Source organism: Chromobacterium sp. FG89, assembly GCF_057808735.1.
Genome location: NZ_JBMDIQ010000001.1, coordinates 91,946 through 118,728, shown reverse-complemented (window position 1 = coordinate 118,728; position 26,783 = coordinate 91,946). Strand labels below are relative to the sequence as shown.

Annotated in this window: 23 protein-coding genes and 2 tRNA genes; 5 read left to right on the top strand and 20 right to left on the bottom strand. The window is 62.8% G+C overall.

Annotation, left to right across the window (positions count from 1 at the left end):
* Positions 1 to 43 precede the first annotated feature (43 nt).
* Positions 44 to 1,798 (top strand): AMP-dependent synthetase/ligase, encoded by a 1,755-nt coding sequence (locus ACODRW_RS00530; protein WP_488904939.1) that lies wholly within the window; start codon positions 44 to 46, stop codon positions 1,796 to 1,798.
* A gap of 52 nt (positions 1,799 to 1,850) precedes the next feature.
* Here ACODRW_RS00530 and ACODRW_RS00525 read toward each other — a convergent pair whose 3' ends face one another.
* The 11 genes from ACODRW_RS00525 to ACODRW_RS00475 all read right to left on the bottom strand — a co-directional run bounded on the left by ACODRW_RS00525 (position 1,851) and on the right by ACODRW_RS00475 (position 11,141).
* Complete coding sequence (locus ACODRW_RS00525) at positions 1,851 to 2,513, bottom strand: amino acid ABC transporter permease (protein WP_118268338.1); 663 nt, start codon at positions 2,511 to 2,513, stop codon at positions 1,851 to 1,853.
* 79 nt (positions 2,514 to 2,592) lie between these two features.
* Positions 2,593 to 3,366 (bottom strand): transporter substrate-binding domain-containing protein, encoded by a 774-nt coding sequence (locus tag ACODRW_RS00520; RefSeq protein WP_231580992.1) that lies wholly within the window; start codon positions 3,364 to 3,366, stop codon positions 2,593 to 2,595.
* Positions 3,367 to 3,504: 138 nt separating this feature from the next.
* Entirely contained in the window at positions 3,505 to 4,479 is a 975-nt protein-coding gene (locus tag ACODRW_RS00515; protein ID WP_235086387.1) for a GumC domain-containing protein, read from the bottom strand.
* A 113-nt stretch (positions 4,480 to 4,592) separates the two neighbouring features.
* The gene (gene ychF, locus ACODRW_RS00510; protein WP_227105018.1) at positions 4,593 to 5,684 is read right to left on the bottom strand and encodes a redox-regulated ATPase YchF; all 1,092 of its coding nucleotides are present in this window, start codon (positions 5,682 to 5,684) and stop codon (positions 4,593 to 4,595) included.
* A 76-nt stretch (positions 5,685 to 5,760) separates the two neighbouring features.
* The gene (gene pth, locus ACODRW_RS00505) at positions 5,761 to 6,342 is read right to left on the bottom strand and encodes an aminoacyl-tRNA hydrolase (RefSeq protein ID WP_107800629.1); all 582 of its coding nucleotides are present in this window, start codon (positions 6,340 to 6,342) and stop codon (positions 5,761 to 5,763) included.
* A 90-nt stretch (positions 6,343 to 6,432) separates the two neighbouring features.
* On the bottom strand, positions 6,433 to 6,720 hold the full coding sequence (gene rplY, locus ACODRW_RS00500) for a 50S ribosomal protein L25 (RefSeq protein WP_043589895.1): 288 nt from the start codon (positions 6,718 to 6,720) through the stop codon (positions 6,433 to 6,435).
* A gap of 60 nt (positions 6,721 to 6,780) precedes the next feature.
* Entirely contained in the window at positions 6,781 to 7,764 is a 984-nt protein-coding gene (locus ACODRW_RS00495) for a ribose-phosphate pyrophosphokinase (RefSeq protein ID WP_043589892.1), read from the bottom strand.
* 88 nt (positions 7,765 to 7,852) lie between these two features.
* Positions 7,853 to 7,927 (bottom strand) — tRNA-Gln (locus tag ACODRW_RS00490).
* Between the two features lie 7 nt (positions 7,928 to 7,934).
* The gene (gene ispE / locus ACODRW_RS00485; RefSeq protein ID WP_474454624.1) at positions 7,935 to 8,792 is read right to left on the bottom strand and encodes a 4-(cytidine 5'-diphospho)-2-C-methyl-D-erythritol kinase; all 858 of its coding nucleotides are present in this window, start codon (positions 8,790 to 8,792) and stop codon (positions 7,935 to 7,937) included.
* A gap of 52 nt (positions 8,793 to 8,844) precedes the next feature.
* The gene (gene lolB, locus ACODRW_RS00480) at positions 8,845 to 9,384 is read right to left on the bottom strand and encodes a lipoprotein insertase outer membrane protein LolB (RefSeq protein WP_227105020.1); all 540 of its coding nucleotides are present in this window, start codon (positions 9,382 to 9,384) and stop codon (positions 8,845 to 8,847) included.
* Positions 9,384 to 11,141, bottom strand: a complete 1,758-nt coding sequence (locus tag ACODRW_RS00475) for a tetratricopeptide repeat protein (protein WP_488904938.1) — start codon at positions 11,139 to 11,141, stop codon at positions 9,384 to 9,386. The genes lolB and ACODRW_RS00475 overlap by 1 nt, the downstream gene beginning before the upstream one ends.
* A gap of 78 nt (positions 11,142 to 11,219) precedes the next feature.
* Here ACODRW_RS00475 and mutM point away from each other — a divergent pair, with 78 nt between their 5' ends.
* Together mutM and ACODRW_RS00465 are read left to right on the top strand one after the other, a co-directional pair.
* Positions 11,220 to 12,035, top strand: coding sequence for a bifunctional DNA-formamidopyrimidine glycosylase/DNA-(apurinic or apyrimidinic site) lyase (gene mutM / locus ACODRW_RS00470; protein WP_488904937.1), 816 nt, complete (start codon positions 11,220 to 11,222; stop codon positions 12,033 to 12,035).
* A 40-nt stretch (positions 12,036 to 12,075) separates the two neighbouring features.
* A complete protein-coding gene (locus tag ACODRW_RS00465; RefSeq protein WP_488904936.1) occupies positions 12,076 to 12,891 on the top strand; it encodes a lysophospholipid acyltransferase family protein in 816 nt (271 codons plus the stop codon).
* A gap of 73 nt (positions 12,892 to 12,964) precedes the next feature.
* Here ACODRW_RS00465 and ACODRW_RS00460 read toward each other — a convergent pair whose 3' ends face one another.
* The 4 genes from ACODRW_RS00460 to ACODRW_RS00445 form a co-directional block, all read right to left on the bottom strand.
* Positions 12,965 to 14,119, bottom strand: coding sequence for an SGNH/GDSL hydrolase family protein (locus tag ACODRW_RS00460; protein WP_488904935.1), 1,155 nt, complete (start codon positions 14,117 to 14,119; stop codon positions 12,965 to 12,967).
* The gene (locus tag ACODRW_RS00455; RefSeq protein WP_488904934.1) at positions 14,116 to 15,150 is read right to left on the bottom strand and encodes an SGNH/GDSL hydrolase family protein; all 1,035 of its coding nucleotides are present in this window, start codon (positions 15,148 to 15,150) and stop codon (positions 14,116 to 14,118) included. Before ACODRW_RS00455 ends, ACODRW_RS00460 begins: the two co-directional genes overlap by 4 nt.
* A 79-nt stretch (positions 15,151 to 15,229) precedes the next feature.
* Positions 15,230 to 16,435, bottom strand: a complete 1,206-nt coding sequence (locus ACODRW_RS00450) for an MBOAT family O-acyltransferase (protein WP_486635901.1) — start codon at positions 16,433 to 16,435, stop codon at positions 15,230 to 15,232.
* Between the two features lie 304 nt (positions 16,436 to 16,739).
* A complete protein-coding gene (locus ACODRW_RS00445) occupies positions 16,740 to 17,561 on the bottom strand; it encodes a symmetrical bis(5'-nucleosyl)-tetraphosphatase (RefSeq protein WP_107800637.1) in 822 nt (273 codons plus the stop codon).
* Between the two features lie 129 nt (positions 17,562 to 17,690).
* Here ACODRW_RS00445 and ACODRW_RS00440 point away from each other — a divergent pair, with 129 nt between their 5' ends.
* Positions 17,691 to 19,706, top strand: coding sequence for a UvrD-helicase domain-containing protein (locus tag ACODRW_RS00440; protein ID WP_488904933.1), 2,016 nt, complete (start codon positions 17,691 to 17,693; stop codon positions 19,704 to 19,706).
* A gap of 520 nt (positions 19,707 to 20,226) precedes the next feature.
* Here the strand turns inward: ACODRW_RS00440 and ACODRW_RS00435 are convergent.
* Positions 20,227 to 20,838 (bottom strand): c-type cytochrome, encoded by a 612-nt coding sequence (locus tag ACODRW_RS00435; protein ID WP_227105032.1) that lies wholly within the window; start codon positions 20,836 to 20,838, stop codon positions 20,227 to 20,229.
* 269 nt (positions 20,839 to 21,107) lie between these two features.
* Between ACODRW_RS00435 and ACODRW_RS00430 the strand changes: the two genes are divergently transcribed.
* Positions 21,108 to 21,184: transfer RNA gene (locus tag ACODRW_RS00430), tRNA-Arg, on the top strand.
* A 177-nt stretch (positions 21,185 to 21,361) separates the two neighbouring features.
* On the opposite strand, the gene ACODRW_RS00425 is transcribed toward ACODRW_RS00430, so the two are convergent.
* The 4 genes from ACODRW_RS00425 to recD form a co-directional block, all read right to left on the bottom strand.
* Positions 21,362 to 23,224 (bottom strand): ABC transporter ATP-binding protein, encoded by a 1,863-nt coding sequence (locus tag ACODRW_RS00425; protein WP_107800640.1) that lies wholly within the window; start codon positions 23,222 to 23,224, stop codon positions 21,362 to 21,364.
* A 192-nt stretch (positions 23,225 to 23,416) separates the two neighbouring features.
* Entirely contained in the window at positions 23,417 to 23,608 is a 192-nt protein-coding gene (locus ACODRW_RS00420) for a hypothetical protein (RefSeq protein WP_048409471.1), read from the bottom strand.
* A 368-nt stretch (positions 23,609 to 23,976) separates the two neighbouring features.
* Positions 23,977 to 24,864 (bottom strand): NUDIX hydrolase, encoded by an 888-nt coding sequence (locus ACODRW_RS00415; protein ID WP_488904932.1) that lies wholly within the window; start codon positions 24,862 to 24,864, stop codon positions 23,977 to 23,979.
* 176 nt (positions 24,865 to 25,040) lie between these two features.
* Positions 25,041 to 26,738 (bottom strand): exodeoxyribonuclease V subunit alpha, encoded by a 1,698-nt coding sequence (gene recD, locus ACODRW_RS00410; protein WP_488904931.1) that lies wholly within the window; start codon positions 26,736 to 26,738, stop codon positions 25,041 to 25,043.
* Between the last annotated feature and the right edge of the window lie 45 nt (positions 26,739 to 26,783).

The following is a 26,783-nucleotide window of genomic DNA, read 5'->3' as shown; positions in this document are numbered from 1 at the left end:
TTAGGACTATTTTGCAGCGTTTCGCATTCAAACAATTGTACGAATGAAGCTAGAACGCGTATTTGACATCCTGCCCCGCCAACTCGAACGCCACCCGCGCACCGACTGCCTCGCCGCCAAAACCGGCAAGGAATGGCGCAGGTTGTCCACCGAGGAAGTCGCGGACAGCGTCAACCGCTTCAGCCTGGGTCTGCTGGAGTTGGGCATCGCCAACGGCGACAAAGTCGCCCTCGCCGCCGACAACTCCATAGAATGGGTGCTGGCCGATCTGGCGCTGCAGCAAATCGGCGCCGTCAGCGTGCCGCTCTATCCCACCATGACCCTTGATGATGCACGCTATATCCTGACTCATGCCGAGGTCAAGCTCGCTTTCGTCGGCAATGCCGCATTGCAACGCAAATTGCATGAGGCGCTGGGCAAATTGAGCTGCCCGATCTACGGCCTGAGCCAGATCGACGGCTGCCCGTCCTGGACCGAAATCCTGGCCCTGGCCAAACCGGAGCGGCAGGCCGAGCTGGAACGCCGCCGCGACGCGATCCAGCCGGACGACGTCTACACCATCATTTACACCTCCGGAACCACCGGACGCTCCAAAGGCGTGATGCTGTCGCACCGCAACGTGCTCAGCACCGTGGTCGCCACCGCGGAATTCACCCGCCTGCCGCACGGAGAATGCCGCGCGCTGAGCTTTTTGCCGCTGTCGCACATCTTCGAGCGCGCCGGGGTCTTCTACTATATGTACAGCAGCGCCGGCGTTTACTTCTCCAGCGTGGAATGCCTGTCTTCCGCGCTCGCCGACATCCGTCCGCACACCTTCAGCGCGGTGCCGCGCGTGCTGGAGAAAGTGCACGACAAACTGGTGGGCAAGGCGCGCGAACTCAGCGGCTTCAAACGCCGTCTTTATCTGTGGGCCGTGGAGCGCGCCGAGCGCTTCGACCCCAACGCCCGCCGCTCGCCGCTGGAAGCCGCCAAGCACGCGCTGGCCGACAAGCTCGTTTACCGCAAGTGGCGCGCCGCGATGGGCGGCGAGCTCAAATGGATCAATGTCGGTTCCGCCGCGCTGCAACCGCGGCTGGCGCGCCTGTTCTGGGCCTGCGGCGTGTCGGTGGCGGAGGGCTACGGCATGACCGAATCCGCGCCGGTGATCTCCGCCAACCCGTTCAACGCCCGGGACACTCGGATCGGCAGCGTGGGCCTGCCCTTGCCCGGCGTGGAAGTGCGCCTGGCCGACGACGGCGAAATCCTGGTGCGCGGCGACAATGTGATGCTCGGCTATTACAAGGAGCCGGGACTCACCGCCGAAGCGCTGAACAACGGCTGGCTGCACACCGGCGACATCGGCGTGCTGGAACACGGCTATCTGCGCATCACCGACCGCAAGAAGGAAATGTTCAAGACCAGCAACGGCAAATACATTGCGCCGCAAGCGCTGGAGAACAAGCTGAAGGAATCCGCCTTCATCGACCAGATCATGGTGGTGGGCGACGGTCAGAAGTACGCGGCGGCGCTGATTGTCCCGCTCTTCGAGAAACTGAAGGAATGGTGCGCCGAACACGGCATCGCCTACACCACCGACAGCGAGATGAGCAGCCACCCCAAGATCGTCGAGTTGATTGACCGCGAGATCAAGCGCTTCAACCGCTACTTCGGCAACTGGGAACACATCAAGAAATTCACCCTGATCGACAAGCCCTGGTGCGTCGACGCCGGCGAATTGGCGCCCACGCTGAAGCTGCGTCGCAAGGTGATCGCCGAACGCTGCCGCGCAATGATAGAAAACCTCTACGCCCCGGCCTGAGCCGGATGCGACAAAGCCCCGCAACGCGGGGCTTTTTGCTTGAAGACGGCGGTCAACGCTTGTGGGCCAATTCCAGCCGCCGCTCCACATAACCCTGCACCCGCTCGAAGCTGGCGCTCAGCACCCAGTAGATCGCCGCCGCCGCCAGATAGAGCGGCAAGGGCTGAAAGGTCTGGGCGATCACTTCCTTGGTCGCCAGCATCAATTCGGTCACGGTGATCACCGATACCAGCGAAGTATCCTTGATCAGGCTGATCAGCGAATTGGACAGGCTGGGCACCGACAAACGCAAAGCCTGCGGAGCGATGATGTGGCGCATGGTCTGCCACCAGCTCAGGCCCAAGGACAGGCCGGCGTCCCACTGGCCGCGGTGCACGCCGGCGATGCCGCCGCGCAGACTTTCTGACAAATAGGCGGCCACATTCAGCGTCAAGGCCAGAATGCCCGCCGTCACCGGTCCCAACTCGATGCCCGCGCCGGGCAAGCCGTAATAGATGACGAAAATCTGCACCAAGAGCGGAGTGCCGCGCATCGCGCTGACATAGAAGGCGGCCAGTTGCGCCAGGACCGGCACTTGCGCCACTCGCAGCAAGGCCACGACGAAGCCCAGCGCCAGCCCCAGGATCATGGAGACCACCGCGAACATCAAGGTATAGCCCGCGCCTTGCAATAGCACCGGCAGCGCCGATTCGAACAGGACGATCCAGTCAGTCATTCACGTTTTTCCAAAAAAAACCGACGCCCCCGCGCAAGCAGGGGCGTCTTGCCCTATCCACTCTGAAATCAACTACCGCTTATTTCTTGGCCGCCGCCGGCGCTTTCGACACGTCGATGCCGAACCATTTGACCGAGATCTTCTTGAAGCTGCCGTCGGCCTTCATATCGCCCAGCGCCTTGTCTATCGCCGCCTTGAACTGCGGATTGTTCTTGGCGAACGGGATAGCCATCGTCGCCACCTCGCCCACCGGCGCGCCGGCCTTCAAGGGCAACTTGGCCTGCTTGATGGCGAAGGGAATCAGCAAGCTGTCGTTCAGCGCCGCATCCACGCGGCCGCTGGCCAGATCCTGCAGGTATTCGGGCGCGCCGGGATAGGTTTTCACCTCGATGCCGGCCACGGCCTTGGCCATATCGGCGTAATTGCTGCCCTGGCCCACGCCCAGCTTCTTGCCTTTCAGGTCCGCCAGGCTCTTGAAAACGCGGCTCTCGTTCTTGCGCACGATCAGCTGCGCGCTGGAATAAGTATAAGGCTGGGAAAAGTCGAACACGTCCTTGCGTTTGTCGGTCACGCCCACCTGATTGACCACGATGTCGAACTTGCCGGCCTGCAAGCCCGCCAGCAGGCCGCTCCACTCCGCCGTGGTGAATTCCGGCTTCACTTTCAGACGCTTGGCGATTTCAGTGGCGATCTCGACATCGAAACCCGTCAGCTGCTGTTTGGCGTCCTTGAAGTTGAACGGCGGGTAAGTGCCTTCCAACGCGATTTTCAGGCTGCCGCGCTGCTTGACCGTATCCAGCAAGTCCGCCGCGAACACCTGTCCAGCCAGGCCCGCCATTACGAGAAGCGTCATCAGCTTGCGCATATCAATATAACCTTTGGTAATTTTGAAAAACAAAATAGTCAAAAACGAGAATATCACTAGCCGTTGGCGCTGCCAAGTTCTAGATAGAACAATGGCCGCGAAAAGCGGCCATGATGTCAATTCATCTTACTCTGCTTGCAAGCGCTGGCGCAGCGTTGCCCCCAACTTACGCCCCAAGCCAATCAATACCGCCAAGACAAAGCCCCCCAGACCGGCCAGCAACACGATCATAGTCCGTTTCGGTCCCGCCTTTTCCAAAGGGGGGCTTGCCGGCAACACCACCTGCACATCCTGCGACATCAACGCTCTGGCCACCGAAGCCTGCTTCTGCAGCTCCTCCAACGTGGCCTGATAGAAGAACAAATCACGCATCGTAGCCAACTGCCTCGGAGAGATGGACTTGACCTGCGGATTGCTGCGCTCCAATTCCGCGCGCAGTTGCAATAAAGACGACTGTACCGGGCTATTCCCTTCCATTTGCTGAGCGTTCATTTGCGCTTCCAAGCGCGCGAAACTCTCGATCACACGCGCCGATTCGCTGTTCAGGAAGGTCTCGGCTACCGCGCCCAGCTGCTTCTGCTCGCGCTTCGCCCCTGACACCTGGCCTTGCACCACCTTGATCCGCTCCTGCAGCACCAGGTATTTCCTGCTCTGCTCCGTCACGTGCAAGCCCAGAATCCGCTGCCGGGTCTGCTCCACCAGGTAATTGGCAAGCCGGGCGGCGAACTCCGCATCCACATCTTGGACCGAGACTTCAAGCAAACCGTCTTTGCCCGCGGAAACTCTGAGATTGTCCAACAAACTGAGCTTGGTCTTGTCCGCTCCGGCCACACCGTAATGCTTGGCCAGCTCAAAATGGGCCGCCGCCTCGCCCAGCATCGCATTATCCTTCAACACGCTGGCGCCGCCCTGAGGACCCAACGGGGCAGGCACGAGGAGCAGGGATGTCGCCGCATACCTGTCTTGCAGGTTCAACGCCAAGGCCACCGCAGCCAGCGCGGCGATGATGGGGAGGAAAACCATCAAACGCCATTGTTCTTTACAAAAACGCACGACATCAATCAAACCAATCTCTTCAACACTTTCAGCTTGGCGTTCCAAAACGTATTCCCTTTTATCGACATCCCGCCGGCATCATATTGCCGCATGACAGTTTACGTCCAAAAAAAAGGCATGAGCCAGAGCTGCATGCCTTTATATTCGATTCGATAAGATCACACATTAAATAAGAAGTTCATCACATCGCCGTCCTGGACCACGTAGTCCTTGCCCTCGGCCCGCATCTTGCCGGCCTCCTTGGCCTTGGCCTCGCCGCCCAGCGCGATGAAGTCAGTATAGGCGATGGTCTGCGCGCGGATGAAGCCGCGTTCGAAATCGGTGTGGATCACGCCGGCCGCCTGCGGCGCGGTGTCGCCGATATGAATCGTCCAGGCTCGCACTTCCTTAACGCCGGCGGTGAAGTAGGTCTGCAGACCCAGCAGCTTGTAACCCGCTCGGATCAGACGATCCAGGCCAGGCTCTTCCAGACCCAGCGTCTCCAGGAATTCGGCCTTGTCGGCGTCGTCCAGCTCAGCGATTTCGGACTCGATCGCCGCGCACAAGGCCACCACCGGCGCGCCTTCCTTGTCGGCCAGTTGCTGTACCCGCTCCAGCAAGGGGTTGTTGCTGAAGCCGTCTTCAGCCACGTTGGCCACATACATCGCCGGCTTGATCGTCAGCAGACACAGCGGCTTGACCAAGACCATTTCTTCCGGGCTCAAGTCCAGCGAGCGCGCCGGCAGGCCCTGATCCAGATGCGGCACCAGCTTCTCCAGCACCGCGATCAGCGCGCGCGCGTCCTTGTCGCCGGACTTGGCCTTCTTGCCTTCGCGCGTCATCGCCTTTTCCACCGCGGACAGGTCGGCCAGCGCCAGCTCGGTGCCGATGGTTTCGATGTCGGCGATCGGATCCACCTTGCCGGCGACGTGAACGATGTTCTCGTCTTCGAAGCAACGCACCACGTTAACGATGGCATCGGTCTCCCGGATATTGGCCAGGAACTGGTTGCCCAGGCCCTCGCCCTTGGAGGCGCCCGCCACCAGGCCGGCGATGTCGACGAATTCGACGATGGCCGGCTGGATGCGTTGCGGATTGATGATCTTGGCCAGTTCGGCCAGGCGCTGATCCGGCACTTCCACGATGCCGACATTGGGCTCGATGGTGCAGAAGGGATAGTTGGCGGCTTCGATGCCGGCCTTGGTCAGCGCATTGAACAGGGTGGACTTGCCCACATTGGGCAGGCCGACGATACCGCATTTCAGACTCATGTCCGCATTCCTTCGAATTCTTGAAAAATCTTGTTCTGCCGCAGCATAGCGGCAAGCCGGCGATTTGCCCAGCGGCTCATTTGGCCGCGGTGTGCAATTCCTTCATCGCCGCCGCCATCTTGCCGCCGATGGCCGCCGGCAATTGCCGCAGCGCCTGCTCGATCGCCTCGTCCAGCGCCTGCTGTTCCTCGGCGCGTGGCTTCTTCAGCACGAAATTGGCGACTTCGTTGCGGTCTCCCGGATGGCCGATCCCCAGGCGCAAACGCCAGAAGGCCGGCGAGCTCAGCCGCGCGGCGATGTCCTTCAAACCATTGTGGCCGCCGTGGCCGCCGCCCTGCTTGAAGCGGGCCGCGCCGGGCGGCAGGTCCAGCTCATCGTGCACCACGAGGATCTGGTCCGGCAGAATCTTGTAAAAATGGGCCAGCGCCAACACCGCCTGTCCGGACAGATTCATATAGGTCATCGGCTTGAGCAGCCAGACGTCCTGTCCCTCGATGTCCACGCGGGCGACGTCGCCTTGAAACTTGCCTTCCGTGCGCCAGTTGCCCTTATAGCGCCAGCACAACTCGTCCACCAGCCAGAAACCGGCGTTATGGCGCGTTCTATCGTATTCGGCGCCGGGGTTGCCCAGGCCGACTATCAGGCGAATGCCGGACATATTCTCTGTTCCAAATGAAAAAGCTCGTTGCGGGCCGACGGCTAGCAACGAGCTTTTCAACCGTTACCGTCAGACGGCACGGCAGCTAGATTACACGCGAGCGAAGTCGATGTGCATTACTTGCTGTTTGTACGGGTGCATTTGGAACGCAGCCACTTTAACTTGTTCTTTCTGGCCGTCGATCACCAGATCCAGAACGGAAGTGTGGAACGCTTCGTTCTTCAGCGCGTAGTACATGGTGTTGTGGTCCAGAACGATGGATACGGCTTCTTTGGAAGCGCCGTAAACAACGGCCGGAACCTGGCCCGCGTGACGCAGGCGGCGGCTCGCACTCGTACCCGACTCTTCACGCTTGCTGGCGGTATATTCAAAAGACATGGCAAAACTCCAGTTTCAGATTAAAAGCACCCGGCCCGCCGCGACCAGCGGGCCCGATGTTCACGGCAGGCAGGCGCCCGCCGCAACCAGTTCCTCATTGAAGAGGTAGGACACCGATTCTTCGTTGTTGATCCGGCGCAGCGTCTCGGCCAGCAGGCCGGCGATGGAGGCCACCCGGATGTTCGGGCAGGCTTTGGCCTCGGCGGTCAACGGGATGGTGTCGGTCACCACCACCATATCGATGTCGGAATTCTTGATGCGATCGATCGCCTGACCGGAGAAGATCGGGTGAGTCGCATAGGCCAGCACGCGCTGGGCGCCGCGCTCTTTCAGAGCGCTGGCCGCCTTGCACAGGGTGTTGGCGGTGTCGATCATATCGTCGACGATCAGGCAGGTACGGCCGGACACGTCGCCGATGATGTTCATCACCTCGGCCACATTGGCCTTGGGACGACGCTTGTCGATAATGGCCAGATCGGTGTTCAAGGCCTTGGCCATCGCGCGGGCGCGCACCACGCCGCCCACGTCGGGGCTGACCACGATCAGATCTTCGATGCGCTGCGAGCGGATATCCTTCAGCAGCACCGGCGTCGCGTAGACGTTGTCCACCGGGATGTCGAAGAAGCCCTGAATCTGGTCGGCGTGCAGATCGACGGTAAGCACCCGGTCGATGCCGGCGCTGGTCAGCATATTGGCCACCAGCTTGGCGGAGATCGGCACGCGGGCGGAACGCGGACGGCGGTCCTGGCGCGCATAGCCGAAGTATGGAATCGCCGCGGTAATACGACCGGCCGAAGCGCGTTTGAGCGCGTCGGCCATAGTCAGGATTTCCATCAGATTGTCATTGGTCGGCGCACAGGTCGACTGCAGAATGAACACGTCGCGTCCGCGTACGTTTTCCAGCAGCTCCACCGCCACTTCGCCGTCGCTGAACTTGCCGACGTCGGCGCGTCCCAACGAGATATCCAGATGTTTGACTACGTTTTGGGCCAGTTCCGGGTTCGCGGTCCCGGTGAATACCATCAAACTGTCGTATGCCGCCATGATTCGTGTGCCTTAGCTAGATAAAGAAAAAGCGTGTAAGGGATTCTTACACGCTTTTTTCATGCTCTCTCTTATTGAGAGAAAGTCTTGGCTGGGGAGGTAGGGATCGAACCTACGAATGCCGGAATCAAAATCCGGTGCCTTACCACTTGGCGACTCCCCAGTAACCTTTATTCAGCGTTGTCGATTAAGGGATGGACATCGAGTCCTTTTGCTAAAAACCCCTTATATTTTATCGACACCGCCTGATAAACTTTATCGGCTTCGTCTTTAGACTGGCACTCCAGAAACACGCAGGAACCGGAACCAGTCATCAGCGGCGAACCATATTTTCTTAATTCGGTCAGCACTTCATTCACCGCTGGGTACATATTCGAAACAACGTTTTGCAGATCGTTTCGTCGCTGCTGCGTTGTTTCGAGGATTCGCATTATGCCGACGACCCCTACCTCTGTCAACACCTCTTGCGAAAAATTTTGAAATACTTTGCCGGTGGGCACCTGCACCTGAGGGTGAATTACCACATACCATGCCGGCTTCAATTTGATTTCATTCAGTTTTTCGCCAACGCCGGTGGCCAGCGCGCTGCGCCCAAAAATAAACACCGGAACGTCCGCGCCCAGCTTCAAGCCCAGTTCCTGCAAAGTCGCCCGCGGCAGATTCAGTCCCCACATGCGGTTCAAGGCCAGCAAAACGGTGGCGGCGTCGGAGCTTCCGCCGCCCAAACCGCCGCCCATCGGTATCTTTTTGTCCAGACGAATGGCCACGCCCAGCCCGCACTGGGCATGGGCCTGCAATAGACGCGCCGCGCGCACCGTCAAGTCCTGCTCCGGGTCCACGCCGGCGATCGGCGTCTCCAGCACGATGCGGCCGTCGTCGCGCAAGGCCAGCGACACGGTGTCGCTGAAATCGACGAAGCGGAACACCGTCTCCAGCAAATGATAGCCGTCCGGGCGCTTGCCGACGACGTGCAATAAGAGATTGAGCTTGGCCGGGGCCGGAAAGTCTTGGAATACGGGGGAACTCATCAACAGAACACCATGGCAATCATTAGAAATAATACGGAGGACGCGACGCGCGTCAGCGCCAGTCGCGGGTCACCACTCTGACCGTCAAACCGTCTCGGGCCAGATCCACGCGCTTGGGATAGCGCTCGCCGGACTCGGCCTCGCGCACGAAGCGGATGCGCCAACCCTGCTGCAGCAATTCGCCGTCGGGACGGACTTCGCTCGCCTCGCCCGGCACGGGCATGCCGCGGATCCACCAGGCCAGGCCGGACAGCGGCAGCGGCCAGCCCAGGGTTTTCTCGGTCAGGCTTTCCACATCCGCAGCCTGCCAGGCCTTGCCGTCCGCCAGCAGGGTGACGCCGCCGGCGTCACGGATCACTTCGGCCACGGTATTGCCCAGCGGCGAGTTGATCGCCAACTGATCGCGCTCAGGCTGGTGCCGCCAATCGAAGTTGGCGACATGCCCCTTGCCGTCCAGATTCACCGACAAACGTCCGCTGACCGCGAAGGGCTGGTCCGCGGACTGCGTCGCGGCGGGCATGAACACCGCCTCGCGCGTCGCGCAGCCGGTGAGCGCAAGAGACAGGGCCAGGATCAGACCGCTCCACTTCATCAATGGGCCCCCAGACGGCGCATGGTTTCGCGCAGCACATCATGTTCCGGACTCGCCTCCAGCGCCTTGTTCCACACCGCCAACGCCTCGTCCTTCTTGCCCAGCTTCCACAACACCTCGCCCAGATGCGCGGCCAATTCCGCGTCCGGCAACAGCGCATAGGCCTTCTGCAGCGTTTTCAAGGCGGCGTCCAGGCGGCCCAGCTTGTATTGCGCCCAGCCCAGGCTGTCCAGAATGGTGGGATTGTCCGGCTCGCTCTTCAGCGCCTTTTCGATATAGCCGAGCGCTTCCTGATGGCGGCTGGTGCGATTGGTCAGGGTGTAGCCCAGCGCGTTAAGCGCCTGAGCGTCGCCGGGCTTTTCCTTCAGCACTTGCTTGAGATCGCGTTCGGCGTTGCCGACATTGCCTAGGCTGTCCGACACCAGCGCCCGCTCGTACAACAACTCCGGCGCCTTGGGCATGCGCAGCAGCGCCTTGCTCAACAAGTCATGGGCCTTGCCGGGCTGCTTGCCCTCTCGCGCCAACTGGGACTGCAGCAAAGCCAGGGTGATCTTCTCCTGGTCGTTGCCGCCCAAAGGCGCCAGACGCGCCAGGGCCAGATCCAGCTTGCCGTCGCCGGCGTCCATGATCGCCAGCCGGCCTTGCGCCGGCAGGAATTGCGGCCCGGCGCCCACCATTTCGTACCAGCCCCTGGCCCCGGCGGCGTCCTGACGCTCCTCGGCGATCTGGCCCAGGGTGTAGCGAATGAAATTGGCCTCCGGATGGCCGGCCGCCAGCGCCTGGCGCAGATGCCGCTCCGCCGCCGGCAGGTCGCGCATCTGATAAGCCATCAGACCGGACGCATAGAGCAAATCGGGATTATTGGGATTGCTCGGCAGCAGCTGGTCGAAAGCCAGGCGCGCCTCGGCGAAGCGCTTGGCGCCCACCAGCAGCCGCGGCTTGGCCAGCTTCAGTTCCAGGCCGGCGTTCGGCCGCCGCGCCAGTTCACGCTGCAGAAAATCGATAGCCTGCTCCGGCTGCTCGCGGCGAAGCCGGTCCACCTGCCAGGCCACCGGCAAGTCCCAGGCCGGCGCGATCTGCGCCAGCCTGTCGAATTCGCGGTTCATCGTGGCCTGATCGCCGGCCTCGGCGGCCACGGCCAGGAGCGCGAAACGCGCCTCGGCCAGGTCCGGATAGCGGACGGCGAATTGCTTCACCAGCTCGTAAGCGGCTTGTTTGTCGCTCTGGCGCGAGGTCAGCCGCGCCAGTTGAACGAAGATGGCCGGCGCCCGCTCCGGCTCTTTTTGCAGCAGCGCCTCGATCAGCGGCTTGCTTTCCGCCAGCTTGCCGGCGCGCAGCAGGGTGATGAACAGCTGTTCTCTCGCCGGCACCGAGTCCGGCGCCAGCTCCATCCACAGGGTCAGGGCTTCCGAGGTTTCCTTCAGCAGGCCGGCGAACATGGAGAATTCGGCCGCGCGCTGCGCCAGCCGCGGATCCCGCGTCTGACGCGCCAGTTCCAGATAGGTCACGGCGGAGGCGCCCACCGAGCCGCGCTGGGCGGCGATTTCGCCGGCCACCACGCCATAGAGGATTTCCGGCGTCAGCTCCGCCTTGGGCAGTAGGGTTTCGTCTTCTTTCTGCGTGATCGCGGCCTCATCGCCGGCCGGTTTGCCGGCATCGACCGACTTCGCCGCGCCCGGGTGCTTGAAATTGGCGCATGCCGACAGCAGCGCGACCATCAGCAAAGGGAGTGTTTTTTTCAGCCGTTGCATTCGCATGGAGTCAGAGACCTGCTTATAAACCTGTTGAATGCGTAGAATAGCATGACCTGTTTTTATCTTCGCGCCATTCTACCCATGCCTGAACTGCCAGAAGTCGAAACCACCCGCCGCGGGATTCTGCCCCATTTATTGAACGCCACGCTGGAGGGCGCCGTGGTCCGCCACGCCGGCCTGCGCTGGCCGGTGCCCCCGGAACTGCACGCCGCCTTGCGCGGCCTGACGATACGTTCCGTCGATCGCCGCGCCAAATATCTTCTGCTGGGCACCGACGCCGGCACCCTGATCATCCACCTGGGCATGTCCGGCAGCCTGCGTTTCCTGCCGGCCGACACCCCGCCGGAGAAGCACGACCACATCGATCTGCTGCTGGGCCCCAATGTGCTGCGTTACCGCGATCCCCGCCGCTTCGGCGCGGTGTTGTGGCATGTCGGCGCCATCGAGCACCACCCCCTGCTGCAAGCGCTGGGACCCGAACCGCTGTCCGACGGCTTCGACGGCGACCCCCTGATCCGGGCCGCGCAACGCCGCGGCAGCGCGGTCAAGCTGATGCTGATGGACAATCACGTGGTGGTGGGCGTCGGCAATATCTACGCCAACGAGGCGCTGTTCCACGCAGGCATCCATCCCGCCCGCGCCGCCAACGCGGTGCGCGACGGAGAATACCGCCGGCTGGCCGAGGAAATCCGCAGCGTGCTGAACCGCGCCATCCAGGCCGGCGGCAGCACCTTGCGCGACTTTGTGCACAGCGACGGCAAGCCGGGTTATTTCCAACAGACTTATATGGTGTACGGCCGTCAGGACCAGCCCTGCCGCCAATGCGGCACGCCGATCCGGCATTTGCGCCAGGGCCAGCGCAGTTCCTACTATTGTCCGCTATGCCAGCCATGCTAGAGTTACGGCCTCAACCTTGCGCACCGAGCCTCAAAGCATCTTGAAGTCAATCGCCACAACCTCTTTGCTCACCCGGATAGGACGCGTCGCGCGCCTGTTCGGCCACCTGGCCGTCGGTGTTTTCATCCTGGCCACCCGTTATTCTCGGCTGGCCCACGCCGAGCGCGCCGTCGTCACCCGGCGCTGGGCCGCTCACGCGCTGAAGATCCTCGGCATCAGCGTGCGGATCCACGGCGTCAACCCCGGCTTTTACCCGCCCAACACCCTGCTGGTGGCCAACCACATTTCCTGGCTGGACATCTTCGTGCTCAATAGCTGCACGGTGTCCCGCTTCGTCGCCAAGCGCGAGCTCCGCTCCTGGCCGGTGCTGGGCTGGCTGGCGCATCTGGGCGGCACCCTGTTTATCGACCGCAGCAAACGCAAGGACGCCAGCCGCGTTTACAAGGCGCTGGCCCACGCCATGGAAAACGGCGCCTGCATGGCGGTCTTCCCCGAGTCCACCACCTCGGACGGCCTGGCCCTGCTGCCGTTCAAGGCCTCGCTGTTCGAAGCCGCCCTGCTTTCGCGCGGCACCGTTCAGCCGGTGGGCCTGCGCTATTACGGCGCAGACGGCGAACAGACGCTGGAGCCGGCCTTCATCGGCGACCTGACCTTTTTGCAAAGCGTGCGCAAAGTGCTGGCGATGCCGGCGATGGAGGTGGAGGTCAGTTACGGCCAACCGCTGAAAGCCAGGGAAAACGGCCTGGATACCCGCTTCGCGCTGGCGCAACAGGCGCAGCAGGAAGTGGCGCGCGCGCTGCGCCTGAGCCCGCCTCCGGCCGCGGAAGCGCCGCAGGAACCGGCTCGGCAGCACTGAGCACCTGCGGCGAAGCCTCGCCAATGCAAAAGCCCCCGTTCCGGGGGCTTTTCTCATCCAGCGCCGACTACGCTCACAGACTGAGCCGCGCCATCAGATTATCGAACAAATCGTCGGCCAGCTTGGCATAGCCCTGCTGCGAGAAATGCACCATGTCCGGCCGCGCCAGCTGCTGAGCCTGCCAGCGCTTCATGCTGCAAGGCCCGCCCATCGCCTGCTCCCAATCCCAATACAGCACATGGCTGTCGCGCGCGACTTTCTGCTGGATGCGCTTGACCGCCGCCAATTGCAGCGGACGGCCCGGCGAGCACTCCTTGCTGGCCGCGCCGCGCTTGCGCGCGGCGTCCTGCGCGCCCAGCATCAGGATGGCCGCCTGCGGCAGATCGCGGCGCACGGTGTTGATCGCCGCCTGCAGATTGAGCTGATACTCGATCAGGTCCAACCTGTCGTCAAAGGCCTCGTTGACGCCGTAGGCCAGGATCACCAGGTCGCTGTTGCGCTCCGCCAGCTGAGCGCTCCAGCCCTTGCCCCAGCGCTGCCAGATCGACAGCTGGGCGCCGTTGCTGCCTATGCTGTCCAGCACCACTCCGGGCGCCAGCCGCTCCAGCTCGATGCCGCCCAGCTCCACCGCCGGCAGCGCGCCGGCGCGCACCACAAAGGGGAAGTACAGCTTCTGCTCCACCGTCTGCCAGCCCCTGCCCGCCTCCGGCGGATTCAGTTTGCGGCTGCCGTGGCCGTCATCCACTTCCAGCGCGCCGGCGCCATCCTGAACCGCCCGCACGCGGAAGCGCGCGCGCCACAGGCCGTCCAGCGGATTGCGCGGCAGTACGCTGATGGCGGCGCCCGGCCGCTGCGCCTGAGCGATATAACCGCCCAGCGGGAAGTCCGGATCGCCGTCTTTGCGGCTATTGATCAGCGTCCAGCCCTCGCTGCGCGCCATCACCAGCGCATGACGCTGGCCCGGCACCGCCATCGGTGGCGTCCAGCCGATGCCGGCGTCGCCGAACTTGGCCTGGAAGCGCTCCCGCAGCGTGCCGGTCAGATAGTCGGCCGCGGTATGCGAATCCCCCAGCTGGGTGACGCGCACCGGCTGCACGGCGGTGGAAATCGCCTTCAGCCGCGACGCCAGCCTCGCCAGATTGATCTCGCCGAAATCCTGCACCGGCGCGGCCAGCGCCGATGCCGCCGCCAGCCAGCAGGCCAATGCCCCGCTGATTCTCAACTTCATTCAAACCTCAATTCTGCCAACACGCGCCGCGCCAGCAAGACCTGGCCCTGACGGGTGAAATGAATGCCATCGGCGGTGCGCACCGCCACTTCGCCCTGATCGGGCAAGGTCATGAACTTGGTGAACGTCTCGTCCTCGCTGCCCAAGGCCTCGCGGGTGGACAGATAGCGCTGACCCGCGCCTTCCACTTCCTCGCGGAAGACGCCGTTAATGTACTGCACGCCGCGATTGAGCTTGTCCTTGCCCATATTCGGCGCGCCCAGCCACAGCAATTGCGTCCCATGCTTGCGGACCGAAGCCAGGATGGCGCGGATGCGTTCGCGGTAGCGCTGTTCCCACTCCTCGGAGGCGAAACGGATGTAGCGGCTGCCGCCCACCATGTCCCAAGTATCGTTGGCGCCCAGGAAGACCATCACCAGACCGGTGTCGGGATTCGCCGCCAACTGCCGTTCTATCGTGTCCGGCCAGTTGAAGAAATCCGGATAGGTCAGACCGGTGCTCTGCTTGCTGAGATCCAGCGCCTTGATCTGGTGCAGCTTGAACAAGGGACGCAGCAAATGCGGCGCCACGCCCTGCATCATGGAGTCCCCGGCCAGCAACACCTTCTGCCCTGGACGCAGCAAAATGCGGGCGTCCTTGGGCACCGCTTGCTGCGGCGGGACCGACGGCGGCCGCGGCGTCGGGGCCGCATTCGGCAAGGCCACCGTTGCCGTTGTCTGCGCCGCCGGCTCCGCCAGCGCGCTTGCCGGCGGCAATGCCGGCCTCAGGCAGCAGGCGTTGAAATAGGCGATCATCTCGTCGTCCCAACGATCCAGCCGGCTCAGCAGCCCTCGGCTCTGATCGCGAAACTCCCGCCCCAGTTCCGCGCCCAAACGCCAGACGCTCAGCTCGGACAAGGCTTCCAGCTGGCTGGGACGGTGAAAGGTCTGCCGCCAATAGGCGTTGATCGAGCTCTGCTCGATCCAGCACAGCAGCAGCATGCTGCTGCCTAGGATGGCCAGGGCCTGGCGGATGGCGGAACGGGCGATCATTTGACGCTTGCCTCAATGCGGTAAGGAATGAAACGCGCGGCGGCGGATGCGCAGCCGCGCCGGCACGACTAAAACACGGTTAAAACTGGTAATAGATAAAACCCGGAATGCCCGGCGGCGACACCACGATGATCAGCAAGGCGCAGCCGGCCAGCAAGCTGGGCTTGCCCCACCACGGCAGGCGGCCCAATTGGGCGATCCCGCGTTCGCACACCGCGCCCAGATGAGGCAGCGCGACAAACGCCGCCGCGCTCAGCGCCAGAAAGCCCGGCGCATTCAGCGTCAATTCCTGGCCGGTGCCGGCCATGGCCTCCAAAAAGCTCCAGGCGTCCTCCAGCGACGCGGCGCGGAAAAACACCCAGGCCAGGCAAACGTAATGGAAGGTCAGCAGCCGCGCCAGCCAGGCCCAGCGCCGCGTCAGCGCTTCCTTGCCCAACAGCCGGTCCCCCAGGTTCAAACCCACCACGCCCAGGCCGTGCATGCCGCCCCACACCAGGTATTTCAGGCTGGCGCCGTGCCACAGGCCTGACAGCAGCATCGCGGCCAGCAAATTGAGCTGGGCGCGGGCAAAGCCCAGCCGGTTGCCGCCCAAGGGGATATAGACGTAGTCGCGAATCCAGCTGGACAGCGACATATGCCAGCGCCGCCAGAAGTCGCGCAGATTGTGCGCCAGGTAGGGCGCGTCGAAATTGCGCGGCAACTGGATGCCCAGCAATAAGGCCAGGGCGGTGACCAGATCGGTGTAGCCGGAGAAATCCAGATAGATCTGGAAGGCGTAGGCGTAGAAAGCCGCCCAGACCTCCAGCGCGTGATAGGTTTCCGGCGCGCTGAACACCGGGTCCACCCAGGCGCTGGCCAGCCAGCCAGCCAGCCACAGTTTCTTGGCCAGGGCCAGCACAATCAGACCCAGCGCGCGATCCAGTTGCAGGATGTGGCGACGCGCGCCGCTACGCAACTGCTCCAGCAGACCGGTGGCGCGACAAATCGGCCCGGCCAACAAGGTGGGAAAGAACGCCAGGAACAAACCCAGCTCCCTGGCCCGGGCGAAACGCAATTCGCCGCGATACAGGGACACCAGATAACTGACCGATTGAAAGGTGTAAAAGGAGATGCCCACCGGCATCAGGAAATCCACCGCCGGCAATATCGCGGCGATACCCAACGCATGCAGCCCCGCTTGCGCGCTTTCGCGGAAGAAATCGAAGTATTTGAATATCGCCAGATTGCCCACCGCCATCAGCAAACCCGCGCGCAACCAACGCTTGGGCCGGACGGAATCAAGCATCCGCGACGATATCAGGGTCAATAACAGGGTATAAACGGCAAGAATCAGCGCAAATCGCCAATCAAGCTTGGCATAAAAGGCGTAACTGCCCAATAACAGCAAACCATTCTGCCAATCCGTGCGCTTGCGGCACAGCCAATACAGGGCGAAAAAGGCGAGGAATGCCAGCGCGAACTCAATGGAAAGGTAACTCATACAAATAAAAAAACGGCTCTGGCAAGAGCCGCGATTATGACAGCCATAGGGCCTAGCTGACTATGGCCTGTCGATATTTTATTTACGGCGGCGCAGCCGCCCATACTCTTTAGGCGGTGATTTCGCGATAAGCCGAACACGGCAGGGAGAATAAGGCCTGGTCCCCCAAACGCATCGCGGTCAGGCTGCCGCCCCACAAACAACCGGAATCAATCGCCACCACGTCGTCGGTGATATGCACGCCCAGCGCCGACCAATGGCCGCAGATAATCGGCATCTCGCCTTGCCAGCGCCCCGGCGCCTCGAACCAGGGCGTCAGCCCGGCCGGCGCGTTCTCCAGCTCGCCCTTGTAATTCAGATCCATCTCGCCGTCGCGGTTCAAGAAACGCATCCGGGTCATCGCGTTGACGATCACGCGCAGACGGTCGGAGCCGCGCAGCTCCTCGTTCCAGCGCGTCGGCCGGTTGCCGTACAGTCGAGACAGGAATTCGCGGTGCTTGGGGCCGGACAAGCCGGCCTCCACTTCCTCCGCCAGATCCAGCGCGCGGTCTATGCTCCACTCCGGCAGCAGGCCGGCGTGCACCATCGCGTAGCCGTGGCCGGCTATCATCATAGGCTGGCAGCGCAGCCAGTCCAGCAGCACCTTTCCATCGGCGGCGTTGAGAATGTCCAGCACCGTGTCGCTGCGATGCAGCTTGCCGAAACCCTCCGCCACCGCCAGCAAATGCAGATCGTGGTTGCCCAGCACGATCTCCACCTGATCCTGATGCTGGAACACCCAGCGCAGCACTTCCAGCGATTGCGGCCCGCGATTGACCAAGTCTCCCGTCAGCCACAGGGTATCCTTGCCTGGATTGAAATCGATTTGCCGCAGCAACTGCTGAAACGGTTGGAAACACCCTTGAATGTCGCCAATAGCGTAGATGGCCATATGCACCTCATAAGTGGCGGATCGATCTGAGACGTCATCCGCGGATAGCGCCATGATACCGCATGCTACAATGCACTGGCTGAGTTACCGATTTACTGCGCCCCGCCGGGCCCCTTCCCCCATACCGCCATGTCCGCTCCCTTGCTCAATCCGCCGCAGCGCGCGGCGATCCAGTATCTTGACGGCCCCTTGCTGGTGCTTGCCGGCGCCGGCTCCGGCAAAACCCGGGTCATCACCTTCAAGATTTCGCACCTGATCCGCGAAGGCGGCATCAATGCGCGCAATATCGCCGCCATCACCTTCACCAACAAGGCCGCGCGCGAGATGCTGGAACGAGTGGGCAAGCTGATGACGCCGGCGGAGATCCGCGGCATCACCGTCTCCACCTTCCATTCGCTAGGCATGCAGATCCTGCGTCAGGAAGCGCCGCACCTCGGCTATAAGCCTCAGTTCTCCATCCTGGACGCCTTCGACGCCGGCAAGATCATCTCCGACATCCTGAAGACCACCTCCAAGGATGAGGTGCGCAAGGTTCAGAGCCAGATCTCGCTGTGGAAAAACGACCTGAAAACGCCAGACCAGATGCTGCTGGAAGCCCAGGGCGCGTGGGAAAGCGTCTGCGCCTCCACTTACGTCGCCTATCAGGACACCTTGAGCGCCTACCAGGCGATGGACTTCGACGACCTGATCCGCCTGCCGGTGCAGCTGTTCCAAAGCGATGAAGACGTGCTGCAGAAGTGGCAGAACAAGCTGCGCTACCTGCTGATAGACGAATACCAGGACACCAATACCTGCCAGTACCAGCTGGTCAAACTGCTGACCGGCTTGCGCGGCATGTTCACCGCTGTGGGCGACGACGACCAGTCCATCTACGCCTGGCGCGGCGCCAATATGGAAAACCTGCGCTTGCTGCAAAGCGACTTCCCCAAGCTCAAGATCATCAAGCTGGAGCAGAACTACCGCTCCACCGCCCGCATCCTGCGCGCGGCCAACTCGGTGATCTCCAACAATCCCAAGCTGTTCGAGAAACAGCTGTGGAGCGAACTGGGCCTGGGCGAACCCATCCACGTGGTTCAGTGCAAGGATGAAGAGCACGAGGCGGAAACCGTGGTGCAAAGACTGCTGGCGCACAAGTTCGAATACCGCACCGAGTTCAAGGACTACGCCATCCTCTATCGCGGCAACTATCAGGCGCGCATCTTCGAACAAGCCTTGCGCAATCAGCGCATCCCCTACCAGATGGCCGGCGGCCAAAGCTTTTTCGACAAGCCGGAAATCAAGGACATGCTGGCCTATATGCGCTTGATCGCCAACCCCGACGACGATCCGGCCTTCATTCGCGCGCTGACCACGCCCAAGCGCGGCGTCGGCGCCGCCACGCTGGAACGGCTGGGCGCCTGGGCCGGCGAACGCGGTAAAAGCCTGTTCGCCAGCGCTCATGAGGAAGGCTTCCGCCTGCAAGTGCAAAAGGCCCAGCTGGAACCGCTGGAGCAGTTCTGCGACTTCATCGCCAATCTGCAATACCGCGCCACCCGCGAGGACGGCGGCCCGCTGGCGATGGAGATGATGCAGGCCATAGGCTACGAGGCCTGGCTTTACGATAGCGAGGACAGCCCGCGCATCGCCGAAACCAAGTGGAAAAATATCCTGGAAATGGTGAGCTGGCTCAGCCGCAAGGGCGAGGACAGCGGCAAGAACCTGGTGGAGCTGACCCAGACCATCGCGCTGATCACCATGCTGGAAGGACGCGAGGAAGGCGAGGTGGACGCGGTTAAAATGTCCACGCTGCACGCGTCCAAGGGTCTGGAGTACCCGTATGTCTTCCTGGTCGGCACCGAGGAAGGCATCCTGCCGCACAGCGAATCCGTCGACAACGGCATGGTGGAGGAAGAACGCCGGCTGATGTACGTCGGCATCACCCGCGCCCAGCGCATGCTGACGCTGACCTATTGCGTCAAACGCAAGCGCGCCGGCGAATGGCAGTTCGTCGAACCGTCCCGCTTCATCAGCGAGATCAACGGCGACGATCTGCGCCACTTCGGCAAACCCGGCGCCGAGCCCATCGTCAGCAAGACCGAAGGCAAATCGCGGCTGGCCAGCCTCAGCGCGATGCTGGCCAATAAGGAAAAGCCGGCCGAATCCTGAAAAGCCGAGCAAGCCCTGCCCGCGTGGAGAATAGCGCGCGGCGTCCGCCGCTTCGGCATGCCCAGATGACCATGGCCATCTCGCGCTCTCAGTCGCTTGCCTTGTCGCGCGCAGGCTCGCCAGGCTTTGAACAGGCGCTGAGCACCCGCCCCAAGCCGCGAGAACTTTCGCCTGCGACGCCGGTCCATCCTGGCTGGCGCGACGCGCAAAAGAAAATGGCGCCAGCGGCGCCATATGAAGAATGAGGAACATCTCTGGGTGAAGCGAAAGTGGAAAGCCACTGAATCCCCACACCAAGCCGCGAAGCGCCTGACGCTTCACGACCTAAACAGATGGACTCATCATGCACCATGCGCCCCGCCAGGGCACCTGTCCCTTGTTACAGCGGGGTTTTGTTGACATAGCACATTGCCATTTCATCCGGTCAAAATTTTCCCAAAAACATAGGAGCCCCCGCTTTTGGGCGATAAAAAACGCCTTGCAACCGTGCAAGGCGTTTTTTGCTGCGTTGATCCGCGGCTTATTTGGAATTATTCACCATGTACTCGACGGCGGAGCGGAACTCGGCGTCGCTGCCGGTATAACCGCCTTTGGCCGGCATCGCGTTCAAGCCCTTGATGCCGATCTTGACCACTTCGTCCAGACCCGGCTTCAGACGTTCGGCCCAAGCCGCCTTGTCGCCGAACTTCGGCGCGCCGGCGATGCCGGCCGCGTGGCAGGCCATGCACACGCTGTCGTAGATTTTCTTGCCCACCACGGCCGGGTCCGCCGCCGCGGCCGCGCCGCCTGCGCCGCCTACCGGCGGTTCGGTGAACTTTCCGCCCGCAGAGTTGCCCATATAGGCTACCGCGCGCTTCACTTCGTCATCGCTCAGGTCGGTGGCGCCGCCCTTGGCCGGCATCGCGTTGAAGCCCTGCAGCGCGTGCTGGGTCAGCGTGTCCCAGCCCTTGGCGATGCGCGAACCCCAGGTGGCCGTGTCGCCGAACTTGGGTGCGCCGGCCAGGCCGGTGCCGTGACAGGAAATACAGATGCCTTTATATACCTGTTCGCCAGTGCGCATTCCCGGAGGCGCGTCGCTGGCCTTGGCTTCGCCGACCGGTTTCAGGCGAGACGCAATGGCCTCCTTGGTCATTACTTCGGCATCCACGTTGTAACCGCTGGTAGCCAACTTGGCCAAAAGCCAGATTGCCACTACAAGAAAGACAACGACGCCAACCAGCACTTTGATGACCTGGCCGGGAGCCATTCCGTTCTCATTACTCATTACGAGCCTCGCCTGGAATTAATGACATTTAAAATAGGATAATTATACGGTAAGCCTGAAGGCAAGGCAAAACCATACACTGGACTCGGGTAAGGAAGTTGCGCTATGATGCGGGCCTGCCTCAAAGCAAGCACAGCGCACCCGTAGCTCAGTTGGATAGAGTGTCAGTTTCCGAAGCTGAAGGTCACAGGTTCGATCCCTGTCGGGTGCGCCACAACATCTCAGTATTTTCCGTTTTTCCGCTTTTTCCCATTATTTTTCCGCGACGCGCGCCGAAACCGTGTTTTCGTCTAAACGCGTCCTGCGTCGCCGCAGCCGTCTTCCCGTCTCCGCAATAAAAAAAGCGGGCCGCTTGCGCGTCCCGCTCTCTTGCCTTGGCCTAGGCTCAGCCTCAGGCCAGCGTCGCCACCGGCTCCGCTGCGTCGTCGTCCTCTTCGCCGAGGAAGCCCCCGCTCTGATGCGCCCACAGCCGCGAGTACAGGCCGCCCTTGGCCAGCAGGCTGCGGTGGTCGCCCTCTTCCACGATGCGCCCCTTGTCCAGCACGATCAAGCGGTCCATCGCCGCGATGGTGGACAGCCGGTGGGCGATGGCCACCACGGTCTTGCCCTCCATCAGCCGATACAGACTGCGCTGGATCGCCGCTTCCACTTCCGAATCCAGCGCGCTGGTGGCTTCGTCCAGCAGCAGGATGGGCGCGTCCTTCAACATCACCCTGGCGATGGCTATGCGCTGGCGCTGGCCGCCGGACAGTTTGACCCCGCGTTCGCCGACATGAGCGTCGTAGCTGACGCGTCCCTTGGGATCGGTCAAGGTCAGGATGAAGTCGTGCGCCTCCGCGCGGCGCGCGGCGGCTTCCATCGCGGCGTCGTCGGCGTCCGGCCTGCCGTAAAGCAGGTTGTCGCGCACCGAGCGGTGCAGCAGCGAGGTGTCCTGCGTCACCATGCCCACCTGGGCGCGCAGGCTGTCCTGCGTCACCCGCGCGATATCCTGGCCGTCGATCAAAATGCGGCCGCCGTCCAGATCGTAAAAGCGCAGCAAGAGATTGACGATGGTGGATTTGCCCGCGCCGGAGCGGCCGACTAGGCCGATCTTCTCGCCCGGGCGTATCGTCAGCGACAGCTGTTCGATCACGCTCTTGCTGCCGCCGTAGCTGAAATCCACCTGATCGAAGCGGATCTCGCCCTGCTTCACCGCCAAGGGCTTGGCGTCGGCGCTGTCATTGACCAGCACCGGGCGCGACAGGGTGGCGATGCCGTCCTGCACCGTGCCCACTTGTTCGAACAGCGAAGCCATCTCCCACATGATCCAGTGCGAGATGCCGTTCAGGCGCAGCGCCATCGCGGTGGCCGCCGCCACTGCGCCGACGCCGACTTCGCCCATGCTCCACAGCCACAAGGTGGCGCCGGCGGTGCTGGCGATCAACAACATGCTCAGGCTGTGGTTGATGATTTCGAAACCGCTGATCAAACGCATCTGGCGATAGGCGGTGGCCAGGAATTCCTGCATCGCGCCGCGGGCGAAGCCGGCCTCGCGCTGAGCGTGCGAGAACAGCTTCACCGTGGCGATATTGGTGTAGGCGTCGGTGATCCGGCCGGTCATCAGGCTGCGCGCGTCGGCCTGGGCGGTGGCGGCCTGGCCCAGACGCGGCACGAAGAAGTACAGCGTGGCCACGTACAAGGCCAGCCAGGCCAGGAAGGGCCACAGCAGACGGCTGTCGAAACTGCCGACCACGGCGATCATGGTGACGAAGTAAATCACCACGAACACCAGGATGTCGGCGACGATCATCACCGTTTCCCGCACCGCGATCGCGGTCTGCATCACCTTGGCGGAGACCCGCCCGGCGAATTCGTCCTGATAGAAATTCATGCTCTGCCGCAGCAGGTGGCGGTGGAAATTCCAGCGCAGCAGCATGGGGAAGTTGGCGGACAGGCCCTGGTATTTGATCAGCGCCTGCACGGCGATCAGCAAGGGACTGGCCAGCAGGATGCCCGCCAGCAGCAAGAGATTATGGCGTTGCGCGTCCCACAACAGCGCGGGCTTGACCGCGCTCAGCCAGTCCACGACGGAACCGAGCATGGAGAACAGCAAGGCCTCGAAGGCGCCGATGCCGGCGGTCAGCAAAATGACGGCCGCAATCAGGCCGCGCAGGCCGCGGGTACAGAACCACAAAAATGGGAAAAAGCCCTTGGGAGGTTGGGCCGGGGACGTGTCGGGATACGGATGGATCCGCTTTTCGAACCAGTTGAACAAAGATCGCTCCAGTGCAGAGGCCGCCTCTTGAGCCGCGCCTGCTTTGGGTTTAATGGGAAGTAGGACAATAGCCAAGCGCTGAAAATCGCGCAATGGAAAGTTGGCGTCAACCATGCCCGCATTTGTCATATTCAGCCAATAAACGCGAACAGGGTTTATTTGTAGGCAACTACATTGGCTAAAACGCGACAGTCAGCACAACTCCTCGAGCTTTTCCGTCTTGCGGCTGCGCAGGTCCACCACGCGGTGAATCTCGATGCGCAGCTGGCCGCGATAAACGTTCCACATCACCAGCGCGGCCCGCCGCGCTTGTTCCTGGCTGGGATGCAGCGGCCCGCTGTCGTCAACGCCGAACTGCTCCGAGATCAGTTTCAAACGATACATCCCCCTTGCGCCCCCCAAGGCCGCGGCGTCCGCTTTCACCGCCGGCAAAAAGTGAGAAACTCGCCATGCCGATGTTTCCTTGATTTCGCCAAAAACAAACCATTGGCATAATTTTACGCGAAGCAAGCGCCGTTTCGCGGACGGCGGCGCTTAACGACACGAGTATTTGGCGCGGGAAACAGCGCGGGCCAAGGGCCCTTGGCATTTATTGACGGATTTTTCCGCTCTTGAGAATGATTCTACCCATTACCGGTGGCATCAGGCAAAGATTCCTGAATTAATTCACGCAGATGTAATATAAACGGATAGAACAATAGCGGGAGAGCCGCGCCGGCCACAGTGAAGAGCGTCCCGGCGCGGCAAGGGAATCAGCAGGAGGTCAAGGCGTGCACATCGCTGCGCTGAGGGTGGCGGATGCGCGCCAAGGCGGCGTCTATCGTCGGGGTATGCTCTCCCCAGTAGCCGTGGCGCGCCAGACAATCGCTGGCGACCAAGGCCGCGTCTATCATGAAGCGCTCTTCCAACAGCAGGCGTTCCACTTCGGCGAACGGCATCAGGATGTGCTCGGCCACCTCGCCGTCCTGGTTACAGGGCGTCTCGCCCGCGTCCAGCCACAGATCGAAAGCGTAAATCCATTCGCGGTGCAGGCCGCGCTGCACCGGGCGCTCGGCCAACAGCAAGCTGGATTGCGGCAAATCCCGCACCTGCTCGCGGCGCACGCCGGCTTCTTCCCACCCCTCGCGCTCCAGCGCCAGTTCTATGGTTTCGCCGGCGGCGACGCCGCCGCCGACCAGATTGTCCATGCGATTGGGGTCCACCGCCTTGTGCGGGCTGCGGCGCCCCACCCACATCCGCACTTCGCCGGACGGCAAACGGGTCAGCCCGTTCAGGTGTACGGCGCGGCTGGTCAGGCCCAGCGGGCGGAAAGCGGCGCGTTCCAGTTCGAAATAAGGGGAGCCGTCGTGGCGGAAGGCGGTGAAGTTCTCATTGCGCCAGCCATTGAGCCAGCCGGCTTGCTGCCAGCGCCGCGCCGCCTGCGCCAGCGCGTGGCTGATGCTGCGGTAGCTGCCGTCGAGACGGCAATGCAGTTTCTGGTATTGCTCCTCGAACAGCTGCGATTCGCTGTTCAGCAAGCGTTCCTTCCACGCCGCGTTGACCCAGCCCAAGCGCTCTTTGCCGATATACAAAGGCGTGAATTGCTGACGATCAAAACGGGTGATCTTGTCGAGATAGGCCAGAACCGCATCCACTTGCATTGCCGACTCCGCTGCGATGTGTTTCGGGAAGGCTGCATCTTAGGATGCTTCTTGGGCTTTGACTATATCTGGCGTAACAGCCGGCAAATAAACAGATTATTTTGCGTTGGGATGTTGCGGAATTGTCTCGGCAGCCGCTTCGGCAAACCTTCCATTCAGACCATTTAACGACTTTGTCATTTCAATTTATCCGCCAGCCCCGAGTAACGCTGCGGCGCCGCGACGGCCGCCTGTTCCCACACCGGCTGCGCGCCGGACACGAGGAAGCGCTCCCGCGCCCGGGTGATCGCGGTATACACCAGCGCCCGGTTCAGCAAGGGCCCCGCCGCTTCCGGCAGCTGCAGACAGACCTCGCCGAACTCGGACCCCTGGCTTTTGTGCACCGTCATCGCGTACACGGTGTCGTGCTGCGGCAGCCGACCGGGGGCGAATTCGCGCCAGCCGCCGTCGTCGCCGGGAAAGGCCACGCGCAAGCCGGCCTCGCGCTGCACCGTGAAGCCGATGTCACCGTTGAACAGGCCCAGGCCGTAATCGTTCTCGCTGATCATCACCGGCCGCCCCGGATACCAGTCGCGGCCGGCCGGCTTGTCGCCGTCGGCCTCCAGTTGCCGCTCCACGCGCAGATTGAAGGCCTCCACCTGGCGCAGTTCCGCCGCCAGCAGCATGAAGCCGGCGAAAGCCTGCTGCCGCTCGGCCAGCGGCGCGTCCGCGCGCACCGCCCGCCAATACGGTCGCCAGCGCGCCAGCACCTCCGCCGCCTCCAAGGCCGGCACCGCTTCCACATCACCCCACTCCGGGTCCTGCAGCACCGCCCAACTGCCGACGCCGTCGCCCGCGTTCACCCGCCGCGCCAGTTCGCCGATGCCGGAATCGGCGCCGAAACGATGGCTGTGGGTCAGCAACGCCACGCAATCGGTGAGCTTGCCGCCCGCGCCCGGCATCGACGGCAGGGTTTCGCCGCAGTTCGCCCGCAGCCAGTCCAGAGTATCCGGACGGTAATGGATGTCGGCGCACAAATCGCCCAGCACCGCGCCGGCGTCCACCGAGGCCAGCTGATCGCGGTCGCCCAGCAGAATCAGCCGCGCCTGCGACGGCAAGGCCTCCACCATGCGCGCCATCAAGGACAGGTCTATCATCGACGCCTCGTCCACCACCAGCACGTCCAGCGGCAAAGGATTGCCGGCGTGATGGCGCGGCGCCGCCGCGCCCGGGCGCAAGCCCAGCAAGCGGTGCAGCGTCTGCGCCTGCTGCGGCAATTGCCGCAGCGTATCCTCGGCCAGGTCCAGCCGCGCGCGCGCGCCGCGCACCGACTCCGACAGCCGCGCGGCGGCCTTGCCGGTGGGCGCCGCCATCGCCATCACCAGCGGCCGCGGCGACAGGCCGGCGAGCAAGGCCAGCAGCTTGAGCACAGTGGTGGTCTTGCCGGTGCCCGGACCGCCGGAAATGATCATCAGGCGCTGACGCGCCGCCAGGGCCGCCGCCAGCTTCTGCCGGTCCGGACCCGCCGCGGACGCCGCGCCGAACAAAGCCTCCAGCAACGGGCGCAAGCGCGCGCCGTCCGGCGCCGGTCCCGGCTCGGCCAGCGCGGCCAGGCGCTCGGCCAGCCGCGCTTCGTCGAACCAGTGGCGGGCGAAATACAGCCGGCCGGCCGCGTCCAGGATCAGGGGCGCGTAGTCGCCGGGGCGGCCGACCAGCGCGCTGGCCTGCAAGGCCTTGCGCTCAGGACGCTGCGCCAGCGGCAGGCAGACGTGGCCGGCCTGATTGGCGCTGGCCAGCTCATGGATCAACGCCAACGCGGCCTCGTCCACGCCGGGATCGAGACGGGCGAACAAGTGGGCGAGTTCGGCGGGCAACAGGGCTTGCTGGACAGACATGGCTTGGAATCCGGATGCTTTGCGCTCCGCGACGCGGAGCCGGAA

Coding starts and splice junctions, on each gene's coding strand:
- ACODRW_RS00530 (WP_488904939.1), top strand. CDS start 44: ATGAAGCTAGAACGCGTATTTGACATCCTGCCCCGCCAACTCGAACGC.
- ACODRW_RS00525 (WP_118268338.1), bottom strand. CDS start 2,513: ATGACTGACTGGATCGTCCTGTTCGAATCGGCGCTGCCGGTGCTATTG.
- ACODRW_RS00520 (WP_231580992.1), bottom strand. CDS start 3,366: ATGACGCTTCTCGTAATGGCGGGCCTGGCTGGACAGGTGTTCGCGGCG.
- ychF (WP_227105018.1), bottom strand. CDS start 5,684: ATGAGTCTGAAATGCGGTATCGTCGGCCTGCCCAATGTGGGCAAGTCC.
- pth (WP_107800629.1), bottom strand. CDS start 6,342: ATGTCCGGCATTCGCCTGATAGTCGGCCTGGGCAACCCCGGCGCCGAA.
- rplY (WP_043589895.1), bottom strand. CDS start 6,720: ATGTCTTTTGAATATACCGCCAGCAAGCGTGAAGAGTCGGGTACGAGT.
- ACODRW_RS00495 (WP_043589892.1), bottom strand. CDS start 7,764: ATGGCGGCATACGACAGTTTGATGGTATTCACCGGGACCGCGAACCCG.
- ispE (WP_474454624.1), bottom strand. CDS start 8,792: ATGAGTTCCCCCGTATTCCAAGACTTTCCGGCCCCGGCCAAGCTCAAT.
- lolB (WP_227105020.1), bottom strand. CDS start 9,384: ATGAAGTGGAGCGGTCTGATCCTGGCCCTGTCTCTTGCGCTCACCGGC.
- ACODRW_RS00475 (WP_488904938.1), bottom strand. CDS start 11,141: ATGCGAATGCAACGGCTGAAAAAAACACTCCCTTTGCTGATGGTCGCG.
- mutM (WP_488904937.1), top strand. CDS start 11,220: ATGCCTGAACTGCCAGAAGTCGAAACCACCCGCCGCGGGATTCTGCCC.
- ACODRW_RS00460 (WP_488904935.1), bottom strand. CDS start 14,119: ATGAAGTTGAGAATCAGCGGGGCATTGGCCTGCTGGCTGGCGGCGGCA.
- ACODRW_RS00455 (WP_488904934.1), bottom strand. CDS start 15,150: ATGATCGCCCGTTCCGCCATCCGCCAGGCCCTGGCCATCCTAGGCAGC.
- ACODRW_RS00450 (WP_486635901.1), bottom strand. CDS start 16,435: ATGCTTGATTCCGTCCGGCCCAAGCGTTGGTTGCGCGCGGGTTTGCTG.
- ACODRW_RS00445 (WP_107800637.1), bottom strand. CDS start 17,561: ATGGCCATCTACGCTATTGGCGACATTCAAGGGTGTTTCCAACCGTTT.
- ACODRW_RS00440 (WP_488904933.1), top strand. CDS start 17,691: ATGTCCGCTCCCTTGCTCAATCCGCCGCAGCGCGCGGCGATCCAGTAT.
- ACODRW_RS00435 (WP_227105032.1), bottom strand. CDS start 20,838: ATGACCAAGGAGGCCATTGCGTCTCGCCTGAAACCGGTCGGCGAAGCC.
- ACODRW_RS00420 (WP_048409471.1), bottom strand. CDS start 23,608: ATGTATCGTTTGAAACTGATCTCGGAGCAGTTCGGCGTTGACGACAGC.
- ACODRW_RS00415 (WP_488904932.1), bottom strand. CDS start 24,864: ATGCAAGTGGATGCGGTTCTGGCCTATCTCGACAAGATCACCCGTTTT.
- recD (WP_488904931.1), bottom strand. CDS start 26,738: ATGTCTGTCCAGCAAGCCCTGTTGCCCGCCGAACTCGCCCACTTGTTC.